This is a genomic window from Rhodomicrobium lacus (genome assembly GCF_003992725.1).
Lineage (GTDB): Bacteria > Pseudomonadota > Alphaproteobacteria > Rhizobiales > Rhodomicrobiaceae > Rhodomicrobium > Rhodomicrobium lacus.
The window spans coordinates 161295-178724 of record NZ_RZNF01000012.1 but is presented as its reverse complement, the minus strand read 5'-3'; the positions used below and the strand labels follow the sequence as shown (position 1 = coordinate 178724).

The following is a 17430-nucleotide window of genomic DNA, read 5'->3' as shown; positions in this document are numbered from 1 at the left end:
ATCTCTGAGGGCCACGACATGAAATTGAAGCTGATCACGTCCTGTGCTTTTGCCGTTCTCGTCACGGCGGCGCTGACCGCTCCCGCGCTGACGCCTGCCGATGCCCGTTCGAACCGCTACATCGACGACGATTACACGCGGCCGAGATATGGCGCCGCGCCCGTTCTCGCCATCGTCGGCCTGAAGGAGCAGCGCATCACGCTCTACGACGCACGCGGCAAGATGCTGGAGTCTCCCGTATCGAGCGGCGCGACCGGCTATGAGACGCCGCCCGGCATCTACAGCATCGTCCAGAAGAAGGAAGAGCATCATTCCAACCTCTATGACGATGCATCGATGCCCTATATGCAGCGTCTCCTGTGGACGGGCATCGCGTTGCACGAGGGCGTTCTGCCGGGCTATGCCGCAAGCCATGGCTGCATCCGGCTGCCGGGCTCGTTCGCACAGCGTCTGTTCGGCCTGACAAACATGGGCATGCGCGTGATCGTGACACGCGAAGACATCGCTCCCGCTCCGATCGCGCAGCCCTTCCTGTTCGGAACGCGCGAAGTCGCGAACGAAAGCGAAGGCGAGACTTCGATTCTCGGTATTCCGGTGAGCGTCGGCCGCGATAACGGCTCAGACCTCTTGCAGCGTCTGCGCCTCAACGCGATGGCGAAGACGGGCGAAGCGGAAGCCGCCGCCCGGCGCGAGAGGGAGCTGAAACAGACAGCGCAGAAAAAGGCAGCCGAGGCCGCGCCCGCGCTGAAGGTCGTCGCCGCCGCCGAGCGCGATGTGGCGAAGGCTGAAGCCGACCTCGTTGCGACGGCGAAGCTGATCGAGACCGCCGACACCGATGCCAAGGCGGAAAAGGCGGCGCAAGCGAAGGAACTGGCTACCACGAAGCTCGCTTCCGCGCGCGAAAGGCTTACGCAGGCGAAGGCGCAGGTCGAGGCGAAAGCAGCCGTAGCGGCAACGGCAAGGCAGGAGGCGGAAGCGGCCGAAGAGGCGAAGAACGTGGCGCAGGGTGCCGCAGAGGAGGCGGAACTCAACACCGCGCCGGTCTCGGTGCTCATCAGCCGCAAGACGCATCGTCTTTATATTCGCAAGGCCAATCAACCGATCTACGAAGGCCCGGTCTCGATCCGCGATGCCGACAAGCCCATCGGCTCTTTCGTCTACACGGCTGTCGACACGTCGCGGTCGGGCGCGCTGAACTGGAACGTGGTTTCGATGTACAAGGACGCGCTCAACGTCGAGCCGTATGTGAAGACGAAGGAGCAGGCGGCTTCTAAGAAGAAGCAGCCGCCCGCACCGCCGCACCCGACCGATGTCGCCGCCGCGAGCGCGGCTCTCGAACGGCTCACGGTGCCGCAGGAAGCGCTTGAAAAGATTTCAGCCGTGGTGCTGCCGGGCTCGTCGCTCATCATCACCGATGAAGCCCCAAGCGTCGAAACGGGTAAGGATACCGATTTCGTCGTTTTCATGAGCGGCGAACCGGCGGGCAGCATGGCGATCCGCAAGCGCGCGCCGAGCCAGGGTTATGCAAGACGGAGCGGTGGCGAGAGCGACTTCTGGGGCAATCCGCGCCCGCGCCGATATGGCGGCGGAGGCGGCGGCTGGTCGCGCGGCGGTTTCCCGTCTTTCTTCGGCGGGTTCTAGTGGAGCGGAGCGAATTTGATATTTGAGTTCCGTTTGCCGAGAAACTCTCGCTCAGATGTCAAATTCAGAAGCTCTACCAGGCAAAGATTAAGCGCGGCTTTGACACGATCAGGGGCTCGCCCGATCCACAAGGCGTTCGCGGAACCGTCGCGTAGACTCGCGGATATTCATCCTCCGGCTTAACGACACGGAAGCACTCGGGAATTCGCTGGGTGAGCCGCGACGCGGCCTTCAAGACGAAGCTGCCTTAACAGTGCGGCTCGCGGACGGGGCCGACCGATGCTGGCCGATTAAAGACGCGCGCGCCGCTTCTCGATGCGCTCGCCGACGATATGCGCTTGCGGCGCTCCATGTGCGAAAGTGGCCGGTATTGCGGCGTCGTAGCCGAGAATGCGCTCGACCTTGCCGGAAAGGCCGCTCAACGGAAGGCGCAACCAGATGAGGAGGAGATGTTCGCGGCCCGCGGCTGGACCTCGCACGGTGCCTTGCATCGGCATTTGGTCTTCGATGACGCTGCGGTAGACCGTGCGCCAATAGTCGCGCTTGTGCTGGAAGCCGATGTCGAAAACCGCGCGCCCCGTGATTTCCGCGCCGTAAATCGCGCCGACACGCGTGCCGGCCAGTCTGTAGCGCAAGGACTCGAGATCGTCACCGCAATCGAGAAGGCTCAGGCCCGAGAGAAGATGAGGGATAGCGATCGGGTCAATGTCGAAGCGAGATGGCAGCGGACGCGACTGTGCGCAGGCCCGCCAATAGCCATAAAGCTCCTGTTGCTCGCGCATAATAGCCTGCGCCCGGAAATCGATTTCCGAAGCCATCCAACCCTCCGATGTCCGCGCGCAGGTCCGCCACCAGCGCCGACCACCATGTTTCGCGAACTATCGGTGATTTGCATGTTGCAGTGCAAGTCATTCGAGCCGGACTGCGCCCCTCAAATCGAAGAACACGTGATCGAGGGGCGGAGCAGCGGCGACAACAGGTCTCGAAGGAGGAAGATTCTATGTGAAAGGGCGCTCTAGCGGCCCTTGCGCTGACCGAGGCCCATTTTCTTGGCAAGATTGGAGCGAGCTTCGGCGTATTTCGGGGCAACCATCGGATAATTCGGTTCCAGACCCCATTTTTCCCGATATTCTTCGGGCGACATATTATAATGCGTGCGCAGGTGCCGCTTCAGCGATTTAAACTTCTTGCCATCTTCGAGGCAGATGATGTAGTCGGGCGTCAACGATTTCTTCACGGCGACAGCCGGCTTCAGCTCTTCCTTCGGTACTGCAACGACATTCGATGAGGCGCGAGTAAGGGCCGAATGAACCTCGCCGATAAGGCTGGGCAAGTCACCCGCAACGACTGCGTTATTGCTAACATAGGCAGAAACGATTTGGGTCGTGAATTCGACCAGTTCATTATTCTCAAACGTCTCATCAAGCATTTGCGGGCTCCTGGTTCGGCCTTGAGCTGCACTCTCCAATCCTTTGTATGGATTGCTCTGGATTTCCGCTTTGTCAAGCCAGCGCGGCTCGGATTTACGCTTTGTGCCGAGATCCTTGACCTTATTTGCTTGTTTCACAATCGTCTGCCTTTCGTATTTGGACGGAATACATGCTATATATCATACCACCGGAACCACTCAAGATTTCATTCAAGGATTCTGGTCTCAAATTTGTACGCGGATTGAGCGCTTCTTTCGGAAAACAGGCCCGTTTTTGTCGTCGTGGAAACTCTGCTTCGCGTGTACGCAATGTCGCAGCGGTAACTCGGCGGAAATCATAGGCTCCGCGATTCGACTGCGCCTGCGCGCGGAAAACGTTTGTGCAGTTGCGCAAAAGATACAGACCGCAACCTGAGAGCTGAGGCGCTATATTGGCCGCTTGCTTCGGGTAGCGACCGCTACGTTGAGGGTTAAGTTCATTTGATTGGCGAGATGCGCTTGTATTGCCTTCGGGGTGGACCTAATTTCATCAAGGTTTTTTGCGAAACGCGGTTATGTCGTCGCGGATTGCGCACACGGTCATAGCTTCCGGTCCGGCGTTTGCTCCGCCTGCTTCAAATCAAGGGGATGACCGTATGCCATCAGAAGACGGAGCCGCCGCCCCCCCATCTTCCTTGACTCCGAAGGTATACGACTGCGGCGAAAGCGCCGTCCTCGTGGAGTTTGATGTCGGCTACAGCAAATCGATCAGTCTTGCCATCCTTCAAATCTCGCAGAGGCTGCATGGCAGCCATCTCGAAGGCTATGTGGAAAGCATACCGGCGGCGTCTTCTCTCACGATTTCCTATGATCCTCTTGTGCTGTCGAGGGAAAGCCTCGTCGCGGCAATCGAATCGGCGTGCGCGATGCCACCCGGAACAAGCGCTGGCGGCCGTCTTTGGACGATTCCCTGCGTTTATGGTGGCGCTTCGGGTCCGGACCTTGGCGATGTCGCCCGCGAGGCCGGGGTTTCGGAGGCCGAGGCCGCCGTTCTTCACGCGAGCCAGACTTATGTCGTTTCGATGCTCGGGTTCCTTCCCGGCTTCGCCTATCTTGTCGAACTCCCCGAGCGGCTGCGCCTGCCGCGCAGGGCTACGCCGCGCCCACGCGTTCCGGCCGGGTCCATCGCCATCGCGTCCGGCATGACGGCAATCTATCCGCTCGAAAGCCCCGGCGGCTGGCACCTCATCGGGTGGACACCCGTGCCCATGTGGGATGTGTCCCGGCAGGAGGAGCCGCTTTTCGCGCCCGGCGACCGCGTCCGCTTCGAGGCGGTCGACGCGCAGCAGGCGGAAGCGCTGCGCGCTCGCGTCGCCGAGGGATGGGTGCCCGCTCCGGAGGCCGCAGTTTGAGGCCAGCGCTGACAATTCTCGACCCCGGCTTCGCTGCGACCATCCAGGATCGCGGGCGCGTGGGCTGGCAGCGTTTCGGCGTTCCGGTGTCGGGCGCTCTCGATCCGGAAGCGCTAGCGGCAGCCAATATCCTCGTTGGCAATGCGCCCGGCTCCGCCACGATCGAGGCGATGGGCGCGGGGCTTCGCCTGCGCGTCGATGCCGAGAGCGCGACGCTGGCCTTGGCGGGCTGCGCCGCGCCGTTCCGTATCGAGGGTGCAGGGGCGGTGCTTTCAGCGAGCCCGCTCCGCGGCGTCACGGTGCATAGGGGCGACGTCTTGCGATTTCCGCCACCGAAGAACGGAGCGGTTTATTACATCGCGGCGGCGGGCGGTTTCGACATTCCCCCCGTGCTTGGCAGCCGCTCGACCTACGCGCGCGCCAGCCTCGGCGGCATCGAAGGCCGCACGCTTCGGGTGGGCGATGCGATACCGCTCTTGCGTAAGGCCGCCCCCGTCGCGCCGACGCTTCTTCTCGACGCGAGCTTCGAAGCGCCGAAGAGCATTCGCGTGATGCGTGGGCCGAATGCGGATTATTTCACGGAGCGCGCGTTCGAGGCTCTGGCAGGCGCTCCTTACACCGTTTCGCCCGCTTCCGACCGCATGGGGCTGCGCTTCAAGGGGGAAGCGCTCGACCGGCTCAATTCCGGGGAGATCCCGTCGCAAGGCACGACTGCGGGCGCGCTTCAGGTTCCGCCGGACGGGCAGCCGATCCTCTTGCTGGCGGACCGGCAGACGACGGGCGGCTATCCGCGCATCGCGACCGTGATCGGCGCCGATATCGCGGCGGCTGGGCGGCTCGCGCCGGGCATGGCGGTGCGTTTCATCGAGGTTGGACGCGAAGAGGCGCTTGCGGCGCTCAAGGCGCGGGCCGAGTGGCTGGCCGCGCTGCCGTCGCGCCTTCGCGCGGCGCCACAAGACGCCCTCACCTCCGAACGCCTTCTCGGCGAAAACCTCATCGGCGGCGTGACGGCGGGCGAGATGTAGAGCGCGCACTATCTTTCTGTTTTTTCGCGGTTGTGTCGGAAAGCCGCGTCGGCCCCCTTCAGCCTCGCGGCGGCGCGTGTGCGCGGCTTTCGGGACACTCGATGCGCGGCGAAGTCGCGAGACGGCAGCGCCGCCGCCTACTTCGCGGCCTTTTCTCGGATCAGCCCTTCCTGCGCCACCGATGCCACGAGCGTCCCGTCGCGCGAGAAGATGCTGCCCCGGCAGAAGCCGCGCGCGGCCTGAGCGCTTGGGCTGTCCATCGCATAAAGCAGCCACTCGTCCGCCTTGAACGGGCGATGGAACCACACCGCATGGTCGAGGCTCGCAAGCATCAGGTCCGGCTCGAACAGCGAGCGGCCATGCGCGACGAGCGCGGTGTCGAGCAGGGAAAAATCCGACGCATAGGCCAGCACGCATTGATGCAGCCGGAAATTGTCGGGCAGCGCGCCGTTCGCGCGGAACCAGATATATTGCTTCGGTTCGAGCTTCTCCTTGCAGAAGAAGCGCGAGAGATCCACGGGCCGCAGTTCGATGGGCCGGTCGCGCTCCCAGTAAAGGCGCATGACGTCCGGCAGAATCGGCAGCAGGCGCGCCTTTAACTCTTCTTCCGACGGCAGCTCTTCCGGCTGGGCGACTTTCGGCATCTCGATCTGATGCTCGAAGCCCGTCTCGGGTGCGTGGAACGAGACGGCCATCGTGTAGATCGGCCGCCCGTGCTGAATGGCCGTCACGCGACGCGTCGTAAAGCTGCCGCCGTCGCGGATGCGGTCGACGTGGTAGATGATCGGCACTTTCGGGTCGCCGCCGAGCAGGAAATAGGCATGCAGCGAATGGGCCACGCGATCCTGATCCTCGACCGTGCGATAGGCGGCGGTGAGCGCCTGCCCGACCACCTGACCGCCGAAAACGCGCTGCCAGCCGTTTTGCGGGCTTCGTCCACGGAACAGATTGTGTTCCAGTTGTTCAAGATCGAGTATCGACAGAAGTTGATCGACCGCCGGCATGGGTGCCCTTCCTAAGCTTCTCCATCCGAGATAACGGTTCTCCTTCGAAATCTGTCAAGTTAGTCGGAAGCCTGACGCGAGGTGGCCGTGAACGATATTCAGAAGAGCCGGTTCGACATCGTCATCAGCGGCGGCAGTTTTGTCGGGCTCGCGCTGGCCCGTGCGCTTGAAACGTCGGCGCCCGGCGCGTTCGCCATCGCGGTCATCGAGCAACGCACGCTCGCCGCCGCCACCGCCGACCCGCGCACCGTCGCGCTCACGGCTACAGCAAGGGCGATGCTCCAGGCAATCGGCATATGGGAACGCATCGCCGACAGGGCCGAGCCGGTGCGCCGCATCGTCCTGACCGATTCACCGCTCGAATCGCCCGTGCGTCCCGGCCTTATCGGCCTCGACGCGGCGGATACCCCCACGGGCGAGCCGACCGCCTACGTCATCGAGAACGCGGCGCTTCTGCCCGCGCTTCTCGCCTCGCTCGACGGCTTGCCGAACGTGTCTCTCTTCGCGCCGGACGCCATCGACCGTTTCGAGACGCGCGATGAGGACGTGTCCATCGCGCTGCGCTCCGGGGCTGTGCTCTCGGCGAAGCTTCTCGTTGCGGCGGACGGGCGCAACTCGGCTTTACGCGAGATGATCGGCATTCGGACGCAAAGCTGGCCATCGGACAAGGTCGGCATCGTGGCCACCGTCGGCATCGAACGGCCTCACAATGGCACGGCGTGGCAGCATTTCCTGCCTGCGGGACCGTTCGCGATTTTGCCGATGACGCCGGGGCCGGATGGCGGCAATCGCGCGTCCGTTGTGTGGACCGAGTATGCGGCCGTCGCCCGGCGCATCCTTGCGCAGGATCGCGAGACCGTGCTGGCCGAGCTGTCGCAGCGTTTTGGCCCGGAACTCGGCGCGCTGACGCTGCTGTCGATCCCGCAGGCGTTTCCTTTGTCGATGGTGCTGGCGCGCGATTTCGTGCGACCGCGCTTCGCGCTCGTCGGCGATGCCGCGCACGGGTTGAACTGGATCGCGGGACAGGGGCTTAACCACGGACTGAAAGATGTCGCGGCGCTCGCCGAAACCCTCGTCGACGCGGCGCGTCTGGGCCTCGATGTCGGCGATATCGCAATCCTGCGTCGCTACGAGCGCTGGCGGCGTTTCGATGTCGTCACTTCCGCATTCTCGGGCGCGGCGCTCAATGCGTTCTTCTCGAACGACTGGACCGGGCTTCGCATGCTGCGCAACGCGGCGCTTCGCACGGTCGACGGTATCGGGCGGCTGAAGACGCTGTTCATGAATGAAGCGGCTGGCCGCACCGGCGACGTGCCGAAACTTTTGCGCGGCGAGGCGCTGTAAGCTGGCGCGCGCCATCCGCCTATTTTGCGTCGTCCGAGCTTTCAATGCGGGACCAGAACAGTTTGAGCAGTGCCGCCGTTCGCGCGGGTGCTTCCAGCATCGGCAGATGGCCGACATCCTTCATCATCAGGATTTCGCTGCCGGGAATGAGGCTGGCGAGGACGCCGGCTTCCGCCGGGTCGAGGATCTTGTCGGCGTCGCCCCAAACAACGAGCGTTGGCGCTGCGATTTTCGGTGCCCATTGGGTGGCGGGAAGCTCCGGCGACAGGATCATCTCGCGGAAAAGGTGACGGTAGACGGGTGCGCGGGCTATCTGGTCCCGCGCCACGAGCGCCGCCAGGATGGAATTCTGGAGACTGCCGCCGTTCCGGCCGGAAAGAAGCCGGAAGATCGCTTCCATGTCCTCGGGCTTCTCGGCGATGAGGCCGTTCTGGCCGTCGAGCAGGCCCGCCTCGAACGGGCTTAGCCCTTCGCCCGCGACGCCCGCGCTGTCCATCAGGATAAGGCTTCGCACGAGGCCCGGACTTGTCGCCGCGATGAGCCCCGCGAGCGCCCCGCCCATTGAACTGCCGACCCAGTGCGCCTTCGGCGCGCCCGTCTGCGCGAACCATGCCTTGAGGCGCGCGGCCTGCGCGTCGAGACCATAGTCGGCGTCCGGCACGAAGCTGCTTTCGCCGAAGCCTGGAATGTCCGGAACGAGAAGGCGATGCGACCGCGCAAGAAAGAAGACGGCGTTGAGCCAGTTTTCCTTGGAGGCCGAAAAGCCGTGAAGAAGCACGGCGGCGGGTTTGTTCATGGGACCGGCGTCCCAGTAGCGAAGGTCGTGACCATCGACATTCGCCGTTTTCCGGCGAATTCCGGGCAGGAAGCCGATAGCGCGGCGGACGCGGCGATAAAAGCCGCCCGGCTGCCGCCATTCCCGCAGCAGCGCGGGATCGACGCTTGCCGCTTTATTCAGATATTCGGCGGCCGCATGTTCGAAGATGGCGGATTGTCCGTCATCGGACGCGTGTTCAGACGTGAAAGAGTTCATCGCCGCCGAGCCCTCGATTGGTTTTTTATATAAGTCGGGCGTTCTCCGGCGGAACAAAAGGGCTCGCCGTCACTTTTCGCCGGTTAACCCGATCGAACAATTTTCAACAAATATAAGTAAAGAGGGCGCGCATGGGGGAAATGGCAATGAGGGCGGGGACGCGGGGTGCGGCTGACGCGGTAGCTGGATACCCTCGTGGAAAAGCGCTTCTGATCGATGCGGCAATCAAACTGGCGGCGGAAAAACGCGGCTTCGCAGCCATGGGGCTTCGCGAGGTTTGTCGGGAGGCGCAACTGACGCCGAACGCCCTTTACCGGCATTTTTCGTGCTTCGACGAACTCTGCTACACGGCGCTTGAAAGCACGCTGCGCGACTGGCGGCCGAAACTGTCCGCGTTTCGCAAGCAGGCGGCGGACGATGCCATGGCCCGCGTTCCCGTGAGGTCTGAAGAGGATGAGTGGAAGCTGGCGTTGATCCGGGCGAGCATCGTGGTGCGCGGCACGATGGAAAGTTTCTTCGACTACGTGGCCGAGAAGCCAGGGTCTTTCATCATCGCGGGGAGTGTCTCGATCGGACCGTCGCCGGACCAGAGGCGGCGACTTAGGGAAGAGATCAACAACATGGCCCTCGACCTCTATGATGATATTCGCCGCTACAACCTCATTCCGGCTGTGAGCGATGCCGCCGTTGCCGATATCGCGGCGAACGTCATAAGGCAGCATCTGCCGCTTTCGGCCGAATATATCGACATGCCCGAGCGGCGCGACGAGGTGAAAGCGACCGCAATTCGCCAGATGATCCGGCTCAGCGCCGGGGTGATCGCGTTGGAGGTTACCGATCAGGAGAGGCTTTCAAGCCTGATCGAGGTGGCCCAGTCGGACGGCCGCTATAATCAGGCACGCCTGACCCGTCTCAGCGCGGACAGCCTCACGGCGCCGGATGCGAATATCACGGCCGTATAAACCGCGCCGCCAGCGGTGACGAGCAGCAGCATCGCACCCGCCTGCGTCATGGTCGAGCGGTCGCCGGCGAAATAGGGCGTCAATGCCGCTTCGAGCCCGTAAAGCGCCGCCCCCATCGCCACACTGGCGCCGACGATGCGGGGTGCGCGGCGCTTCAGCGCCGCATCGAAACGGAAATGGCCGCGCCGCATCAGCGTGATCATGAGGAGCAGCGCGTTTGTCCAGCCGGAAAGGCTCGTCGCGATGGCGATGCCGACATGGCCGATGAACGGAAACATCAGGAGCGAGCCGCCGATATTCACCGCGACGGACGCAGCGACGAAGCGCATCGGCGTGGCTGTATCCTCACGGGCGAAGAAGCCGGGCAGGAATACCTTCGTGGCGACGAAGGCTGTCAGCCCCGCCGCGTAGGCCGCGAGCGCGAGCGAAACCTGCCGCGTCGCCTCCGCCGTGAAGCTTCCGCGCTGGAACAGCACCTGAATGATCGGATCGGGGATCACAATCAGCGCAACGGAAGCGGGCAGCGTGAGCAGCAGCGCGAATTCGAGGCTGCGGTTCTGGCTCGCGAGCGCTGCGGTTTCGTCGGCGTCTGCGAGGTGGCGGGTGAGCGTCGGCAGCAGCACGACGCCGATGGCGATGCCCACCATGCCGAGCGGAAGCTGCATCACGCGATCCGCATAATAAAGAAAGGACACGGCGCTCGCCTGCAGCGACGCGATCATCGTGCCGATGAAGATATTCACCTGATTGATGCCGCCGGTGATAAGGCCCGGCACCGCGAGCTTCACGAGGCGGCGCATGTCCGGCGTGAGGCGGGGCAGGCGGAAGCGCAGGTCCATGCCAAGTCCGCGCGCGGCCCAGGCCACGAACAGAAGCTGCGCGAAACCGGCGATGGCGACGCCCCACGCCTGAATGATGCCAGCTTCGGGTTGGTCGCGAAAGCCGCTCGCCGCCGCGAACAGCGTTACCGCGATCAGCACGAGATTGAGAAGGATCGGGGTCGCGGCTGGCGCGCGGAACTTCTGATGCGCGTTGAGCACGCCCGCGGCCAGCGCCACGAGCGACATGCATACGAGGTAAGGGAAGGTGATGCGCGTGAGCAGCACCGCGAGTTCGAACTTCTTCGGATCGTCGCTGAAGCCAGGCGCGATGGCGCGGACGAGATACGGCATGAAGATCTCGGCCAGGATCACGGTCGCCGTCACGCCGACGAGGAGAATGGAGAGCGCTTCCTCCGCGAATTCGCGGGCGCGCGCGTCGCCCTCCGCGCGAAGCCGCTTCGTGAAAAGCGGGACAAAGGCGGAGTTGAACGCACCCTCGGCAAACAGCGCGCGAAACAGGTTCGGGAAGCGGAATGATACGAAGAACGCGTCCGCCACCCAGCCGGTGCCCATCACGGCGGCGAGCAGCACGTCGCGCACGAAGCCGAACACGCGGCTAACGGCCGTCAAACCGCCTACAGTCAGGAAACCGCGATAAAGGCTCATTTACAACCGGGAGTGTGCGTTTGCAAAGCTATGGGCGACGATTCCCCCGGAAGCAAGCGCGGGCTTTTCGGCGCCGGAGCGTTGTCGTGTTGCGGCCAGCTCATTCCTTTGGCAGGGGCCAGGCGACTGGCGAGCCCTGCCTGCGCGCCGTCTCGTAGGCCGCGCGAAGATCCTGCTTCATGGTGTCGCGATTGGGATAATCCGCCGGCAGATGCCCCACGACGCAAGCCTGAAGGCACAGCTTCGCCTCGGCGCGGGCGCGCGCGGCGGCGGCGATGTTGGGAAAGGCCGTGTTGCCGAAGGAGTCGACGCAGAGGAACTGGCAGAAGCCGCCGATGCGCTTCAAGGCGGCGCCCCTCTCGGCGTCGCTCCAGCTGCTGAAGGGGCCCTTCGGAAGCCCGGAAATCGGTGCGGTCGCGATATAGCCGATGGAATCCGCGACCTGCGCGAAGGCCCGCGAGGCCGGCGCTGCGAGTATCGCTGTCGCGACGAGGAGAAAAAGGCTGGGCTTCATCGGCTAACCGGGTCTGTTCTGAGGGTGCTTAAGCCTTGAGGGCGCTTTTGGGCGATTTCGTGGGAGCTTCAAGGATGTAAGGCGCAACCCAAGTTCGTTGTGGCGCGCATTCACAAAAACGTCAGTAAAGCCGGATCGTCGCGCCTATCTTCTTTACTGTTTCGGCCTTGCCCAAGCCCAAATTTCGCGGCATCAGTCCCGATCTAAAGTTGTATCCGATGTCCTTGAGGTCGCGCGATGTATTTGATGCGTGTTTTGCTCGCTTGTTTCATCACTTTCAGCACCGTCGCGGCTTCAGGCGCCGAGCCTCGATCTCCCATAGACGACTCCGTCGTCCGCGAGTCCGAAGCTTTCGAAAACACGCTCACCGCGACATGGCCGACCAAGGGTAAAGATGCCAGAGGCTGGAAGGCCGAGGGCGCGAAAGCGATCGCCGCCAGCGATCCGCGCGCGGCCACGGGCTATTTCGCCTCCTCCGCGCTCCTCGACCGCAAGAACGCCGATACGTGGCTGCAACTTGCCCGCGCCTATCTCGCCATCGAGACGGAAAAATACGGCGAGAAGATCGCGTTCGCCCGCAACGCGGGGTCGTCGGCCTACATCGCCTATGCCCGCGCGGCGACGCCCGCCGCCAAGGCCGCGGCGCTCGCGGTGCTGGCTGAAAGCCTCGCCGCTCGCGAACAGTGGCGCCCCGCGCTGCGCGTCTACAAGCTTAGCCTCGGCCTCGACGCGAACCCGGATGTGCAGACGGCTTATGACGAAGCCTTCAACGAGCACGGCTTCCGCATGCTCGACTACACGGCCGATAATGAGTCGAACGCACCGCGCATCTGCGTGCAATTCTCCGACACGCTCGCCAAGGGCCGCGTCGATTACACGAATTACGTGACCGTCAACAATGCGAAGCCCGGCTCCGTGCGCGTCGACGGTCAGCAGCTTTGCGTCGAAGAGCTTCAGCACGGCAAGCGCTACGAAGTGAAGGTCAGGAGCGGCATTCCGTCCACGGAGGACGATCTGCTGCCGATGCCCGTCGATCTCACGGTCTACATCCGCGACCGCTCCCCCTCCGTTCGCCTGTCGGGCCGCAATTACGTGCTTCCGCGCACGGGGCAGCAGGGCATTCCCGTCGTCAGCATCAATACGAAGCTCGTGAAGGCCTCGATCTACCGCATCGGCGACCGCCGCCTCGCGGATGAAGTGCTCGACGGCAATTTCCAGTCTTCGCTCGAAGGCTACCAACTGAACCAGATCGCGAACACCAAGGGCGAAAAGCTCTGGTCGGGTGAGATGCCGGTCGAACTGAAACCGAACGAGGAAGTAACGACAGCGTTTCCGGTCGACACGCTTTTGCCGAATCTGAAGCCCGGCCTTTATGTCATCGCGGCGTCCTCCGCCGAAGAAGCCGCCAAGGTCGATGCCGACAGCGCCGACGCCTCGGAAGATTATTCCACGAAGTCCACGCAATGGTTCGTGGTGTCCGACCTCGGCCTGACCGCGTTTGCCGGCGCGGATGGCGTCCACGTCTATGTCCGCTCGCTCGGTTCCGCTGCGCCTGTCGAAGGGGCGGAAATCCGGCTCGTCGCGCGAAATAATGAAGTGCTCGGCACGCAGAACACCGACGTCAATGGCGAAGCGGTGTTCGACGCGGGCCTCGCCAAAGGTGCCGGCGGGCTCGCGCCCGCGCTCGTGATCGCACGCGGCGCCGACAGGGATTACGGCTTCCTCGACGTCACCAAGCAGGCGTTCGACCTCTCCGACCGCGGCGTCGGGGGCCGCACGCCTCCCGGTCCGCTCGACGCGTTCGTGTTCACCGAGCGCGGCGTCTATCGTTCGGGCGAAACGGTGTATGTCACGGCGTTGCTGCGCGATCAGGCGGCAAATGCCGCGCCTTCGACGCCGCTCATCCTGAAACTTTTCCGCCCCGATGGCGTGGAAGATCGCCGCGAAACGCTCGCCGATCAGGGCAATGGCGGGCGAAGCTGGCAGATCGCGCTGCCAGAGACAGCGATGACCGGATCGTGGCGCGTCGCGGCCTATGTCGATCCGAAAGCGCCCTCGCTTTACGAGAAGACGTTTCTCGTGGAAGATTATGTGCCCGAGCGTCTTGAGATGAAGCTCAAGGCGGAACAGCCGCTCATCTCGGCGGCAAAGCCCGGCGTGATCGCGCTCGATGGCCGCTATCTCTACGGCGCGCCGGCCTCCAATCTCGGCCTCGAAGGCGAAATCGCGGTTTCTGCCGCAAGCGAAGTGACGGGCTTCCCCGGCTTCCGCGTCGGGCTTGAGAGCGAGAAGTTCACCACGGTTCGCACGGCGCTCGACGGTCTGCCGACGACCGATGCGCAAGGCGCGGCGAAACTCTCCATCGCGCTGCCGGAATTGCCGCAAACGACGAAACCGCTGTCGGCGGACATCACCGTGCGCCTGCGCGAACCATCGGGCAGGGCGCTGACCGACCGCATCGGCCTCAAGGTCGATACCGGCAAGAGCTTCGTCGGCGTGAAGCCGCTGTTCCAGGGCTCCGTGCCTGATGGCGACGAGGCCGCGTTCGAGGTGGTCGGCATCAGCGCGGACGGCAAGCAGGCCGAAATCAAGGGCCTGAAATGGGATCTCCTGCGCGTCGAAAACCAGTTCCAATGGTATAACCGCGACAACCGCTGGTCCTACGAACTCGTCACCTATGAAAGCCGAGTCGCGGGCGGCACGCTGGATACGCCCGCAAGCGGCACGGCCAAAATCTCCGCGCCCGTGAAGCCCGGCAATTATCGCCTCGATATCGCGTCCACCGATGCGAAAGGCCCGGCTACAAGCGCCACCTTCTCGGCGGGCTGGTACGTATCCGAAACCTCCGATACGCCGGAAATCCTGAACCTCGCGCTCGACAAGGCGTCCTATGGCCCCGGCGACGACATCAAGGTTTCGATTCTGCCGCGCATGGCGGGCAAGGCGCTCGTGGCCATCGTCAGCGACAAGGTGCTCGCGACCCAGTTCGTCGACGTTGCCGCGTCGGGTGGCTCCGCCACGTTCAAGGTCGATCCCGCATGGGGACCGGGCGCCTATGCGACGGCGATCCTTTACCGGCCGACGGACAGCGCAGCGAAGCGCATGCCGAGCCGCGCGGTCGGCGTGAAGTGGGTCGCGCTCGACACGAAGCCGCGCACGCTTTCCGTCGCCCTCGATACGCCTCCAGCCGTGCGCCCCGCCGGTCCCGTCACCGTCACGGCGTCCGTCTCCGGCCTCGACGCAGGCGAAAACGCCACGCTCGTCGTCTCGGGCGTCGATCTCGGCATCCTCAACATCACGCGTTACAAGACGCCGCAGCCCGCCGCCTATTACTTCGGCCAGCGCCGCCTCGGCCTCGAAATGCGCGATCTCTACGGCAAGCTCATCGACGGCATGCAGGGCGTGCGCGGTCAGGTCCGCTCCGGCGGCGACGAGGGCGGCCTCGACATGAACGGCCGCCCGCTCGCTGAAACGCCTCTCGCGGTCTATTCCGGCCCGGTCAAGGTCGGGGCGGACGGAAAGGCGCAGGTCACGTTCGAGCTACCCGCGTTCAACGGCACGGTGCGGCTTTCCGCGCAAGCCTGGTCGCCGACGAAGCTCGGGACGGGCGAGAAGGATATCATCGTGCGCGATACGGTCGTCGCGCAGGCGACCACGCCGAAATATCTGCTGCTCGGCGACCGCTCGAACCTCCATCTTTCCATCGAGAACGTCGAAGCGCCCGCCGGGGCCTATCGGCTCGCGGTGAAAGGCGAGGGCGGTGTCGAGGTGGAAGGCGATGGCGAACGCACGCTCCAACTCAATCCTGAAAAGCGCGTTTCGGCGGTCATTCCGCTGCGCGCCGCGTCTGTCGGCGACGGCAGCGTCAGCTTCTCGCTCACCGGTCCCGGCAATGTCGCCATCGAGCGCACCTATGCCATACCCGTCGAGCCGCCCGCGCCGAACGTGCGCCGCCGCTCCACGGTGACGCTCGCGGCCAACACGGGTTCGCTGCGTGTCGGCCCGGAACTCGTGGCCGACCTCGTGCCCGCGACCTCGCGCATCTCGCTTACCGCGAGCCGCACCGCCTCGTTCGACGTGCCGGGCCTGCTTCTCGGCCTCGACCGCTACCCCTATGGCTGCGCCGAGCAGACCACGAGCCGCGCACTTCCGCTTCTCTATTATGATGAGGTCGCCTCGCGCGCCCGCGTCTCGAAGGAGCCGAAGGCGAAGGCAGCCATTGAAAAGGCCATCGCGCGCCTCTACGAAATGCAGGGCTCGAACGGCGCGTTCGGCCTCTGGGGACCGGGTGGCGAGGACATCTGGCTGACCGCCTATGTCGCCGAGTTCCTGACCCGCGCCAAGGAAAAAGGCTACGCGGTGCGCGACGGCAATTACGTCCTCGCGCTCGACCGGCTCAGGAATGCCGTCAACAATGCGGGCGATTTCAAGAAGGGCGGCGAGGATCTTGCGTACGCGCTCTATGTGCTGGCGCGCTCGGGGCGTGGCGTGCTCGGCGACCTCCGCTATTACGCCGACACCAAGATCGACGCCTTTTCGACGCCGATCGCCCGCGCCCAGCTTGCCGCCGCGCTTGCCATGATGGGCGACCGCGAACGCGCCGCCCTCACCTTCGAATCCGCGCTTCGTTCCATCTCGAAGAAAGATCCGAACGTGCCGCTTTCGGCCCGCGCCGACTACGGCACCGAGCTTCGCGACGCGGCGGCGGTTCTGGCGCTCATGGGCGAAAGCAACGCCGCGACGCCGCAGCTTCAGAAGGCGTTCGATCAGGTCACGCGGCTTCGCGCCCAACAGAAGGAGACGACCACGCAGGAAAGCCTGTGGCTGCTTCTCGCCGCGCGCACGCTTGACGCGCAGAACAAGGATCTGGCGCTTGAAGTGAACGGCCAGCCTGTGAAGGGCTCGTTCCAGACGGTGCTTGCGGGCAGCGACTTCAAGGGCGACCGTATCGCCGTCACCAATGTCAGCGCGATCTTGCCGAACGCTTCGGCCGCGCAGTTCGAGACGGCGCTGACGCGCGCGCAGTTCGCGGCCGAAGGGCTCGTCGTGAAGAATGCCGGAACTGAAGCGGTCCCCGCGTCCGTGCTCATCACCGGCGAGGGCCTCGAACCGGAGCCCTCCGCCGAGAGCGGCTTCAAGATCGAGCGCAAGACTTACGCGCCCGACGGAAAGGAAATCGCCTTCGACAAGCTGAAGCAGAACGACCGCGTCGTCGTGGTGCTGAGGGTGACGGAGGTGGAGGCTAAGACCGGCCAGATCGTCGTTGAAGACCGTCTGCCCGCAGGCTTCGACATCGAAAACCCGGCGCTTCTTAAAGGCAGCGACCTCAAGGCGTTCTCCTGGCTGCCAACGACCTGGACGCCCGCCTTCACATCCTTCCGGGACGACCGCTTCGTGGCAGCCTATTCGCTGACGGATGCAAGCCGCAAGCAGCCCGCGCAGCTCACCATGGCCTATGTGATGCGCGCGGTTACGCCCGGCGCATATACGCATGCCGGGGCGCGCGTGGAAGACATGTATCGCCCCGACCGGTTCGCGCGGACGTCCGGCGCGAAAGTGGAAATCGGCGCCGCGCAATGAGGATGAGGAGGGGCGGCGCA

At 64.1% G+C, this 17430-nt stretch carries 12 protein-coding genes; 6 read left to right on the top strand and 6 right to left on the bottom strand.

All coding sequences use genetic code 11. The features are described 5' to 3' along the window. The first annotated feature begins 18 nt into the window (after window positions 1-18). Entirely contained in the window at window positions 19-1641 is a 1623-nt protein-coding gene (locus tag EK416_RS10265; protein WP_127077403.1) for a L,D-transpeptidase family protein, read from the top strand. Window positions 1642-1931: 290 nt separating this feature from the next. On the opposite strand, the gene EK416_RS10260 is transcribed toward EK416_RS10265, so the two are convergent. Further along, a complete protein-coding gene (locus EK416_RS10260) occupies window positions 1932-2459 on the bottom strand; it encodes a PAS domain-containing protein (protein ID WP_127077402.1) in 528 nt (175 codons plus the stop codon). Between the two features lie 197 nt (window positions 2460-2656). Continuing rightward, complete coding sequence (locus EK416_RS10255; protein ID WP_127079711.1) at window positions 2657-3070, bottom strand: Ros/MucR family transcriptional regulator; 414 nt, start codon at window positions 3068-3070, stop codon at window positions 2657-2659. Window positions 3071-3705: 635 nt separating this feature from the next. Between EK416_RS10255 and pxpB the strand changes: the two genes are divergently transcribed. Both pxpB and EK416_RS10245 read left to right on the top strand, forming a co-directional pair. Beyond that, the gene (gene pxpB, locus EK416_RS10250) at window positions 3706-4461 is read left to right on the top strand and encodes a 5-oxoprolinase subunit PxpB (protein ID WP_164729975.1); all 756 of its coding nucleotides are present in this window, start codon (window positions 3706-3708) and stop codon (window positions 4459-4461) included. Beyond that, complete coding sequence (locus EK416_RS10245; protein ID WP_164729974.1) at window positions 4458-5486, top strand: 5-oxoprolinase subunit C family protein; 1029 nt, start codon at window positions 4458-4460, stop codon at window positions 5484-5486. Before pxpB ends, EK416_RS10245 begins: the two co-directional genes overlap by 4 nt. Before the next feature lie 137 nt (window positions 5487-5623). Here the strand turns inward: EK416_RS10245 and tesB are convergent, their stop codons facing one another. Next, entirely contained in the window at window positions 5624-6490 is an 867-nt protein-coding gene (gene tesB / locus EK416_RS10240) for an acyl-CoA thioesterase II (protein ID WP_127077399.1), read from the bottom strand. A gap of 87 nt (window positions 6491-6577) precedes the next feature. Between tesB and EK416_RS10235 the strand changes: the two genes are divergently transcribed. Next, on the top strand, window positions 6578-7834 hold the full coding sequence (locus tag EK416_RS10235) for an FAD-dependent monooxygenase (protein WP_164729973.1): 1257 nt from the start codon (window positions 6578-6580) through the stop codon (window positions 7832-7834). Between the two features lie 19 nt (window positions 7835-7853). Here the strand turns inward: EK416_RS10235 and EK416_RS10230 are convergent, their stop codons facing one another. Next, window positions 7854-8867 carry an alpha/beta fold hydrolase gene (locus EK416_RS10230; RefSeq protein ID WP_127077397.1) on the bottom strand — a complete coding sequence of 338 codons (1014 nt, stop codon included), beginning with the start codon at window positions 8865-8867 and terminating at the stop codon, window positions 7854-7856. A 146-nt stretch (window positions 8868-9013) separates the two neighbouring features. Here EK416_RS10230 and EK416_RS10225 point away from each other — a divergent pair, with 146 nt between their 5' ends. Beyond that, the gene (locus tag EK416_RS10225; RefSeq protein WP_164729972.1) at window positions 9014-9829 is read left to right on the top strand and encodes a TetR family transcriptional regulator; all 816 of its coding nucleotides are present in this window, start codon (window positions 9014-9016) and stop codon (window positions 9827-9829) included. Here EK416_RS10225 and murJ read toward each other — a convergent pair. Together murJ and EK416_RS10215 are read right to left on the bottom strand one after the other, a co-directional pair. Next, entirely contained in the window at window positions 9760-11316 is a 1557-nt protein-coding gene (gene murJ, locus EK416_RS10220; protein WP_127077395.1) for a murein biosynthesis integral membrane protein MurJ, read from the bottom strand. The two genes, EK416_RS10225 and murJ, sit on opposite strands and share 70 nt — an antisense overlap. Window positions 11317-11416: 100 nt before the next feature. Beyond that, on the bottom strand, window positions 11417-11830 hold the full coding sequence (locus EK416_RS10215) for a hypothetical protein (RefSeq protein WP_127077394.1): 414 nt from the start codon (window positions 11828-11830) through the stop codon (window positions 11417-11419). Between the two features lie 246 nt (window positions 11831-12076). Here EK416_RS10215 and EK416_RS10210 point away from each other — a divergent pair, with 246 nt between their 5' ends. Next, entirely contained in the window at window positions 12077-17410 is a 5334-nt protein-coding gene (locus tag EK416_RS10210; RefSeq protein ID WP_164729971.1) for an alpha-2-macroglobulin family protein, read from the top strand. Window positions 17411-17430 lie beyond the last annotated feature (20 nt).